General features: G+C 68.6%; 1 protein-coding gene. It reads left to right on the top strand.

What is annotated here, in order from left to right; genetic code table 11:
• Positions 1 to 264: hypothetical protein (locus tag WDW90_RS39845; RefSeq protein ID WP_336493088.1), on the top strand; the 264-nt coding region annotated here is incomplete at both ends.

The raw sequence follows: 264 nt of genomic DNA, 5'->3' as shown, positions 1-264 counted from the left end.
CCCACGCCTTCGACGAGGCCTGGGTTCCCGACGTCCTCGCGGGCCGCACCGCTGCCGAGGTCGACGATCGCTACTCCGGCGATCTGCTGGGAAGCGACCCCATCGCCGCCTATGACCGCCTGAACGACCTGGCAACGGCAGCGGTGGTCGCAAGCGACGATCCGAGCGCGACGGCGCACCTCAGCTACGGCGACTTCACGATGGGGGAGGCGCTCGAGCACATGTCGATCTACCGTGCGTTCCAGGCGTGGTCGATCGCGAAGC

The sequence above is a fragment of the Methylobacterium nigriterrae genome, assembly GCF_037106235.1.
Taxonomy (GTDB): Bacteria; Pseudomonadota; Alphaproteobacteria; order Rhizobiales; family Beijerinckiaceae; genus Methylobacterium; species Methylobacterium nigriterrae.
The sequence above is the reverse complement of the archived record's forward strand: the minus strand, read 5'-3'. Positions and strand labels throughout refer to the sequence as shown.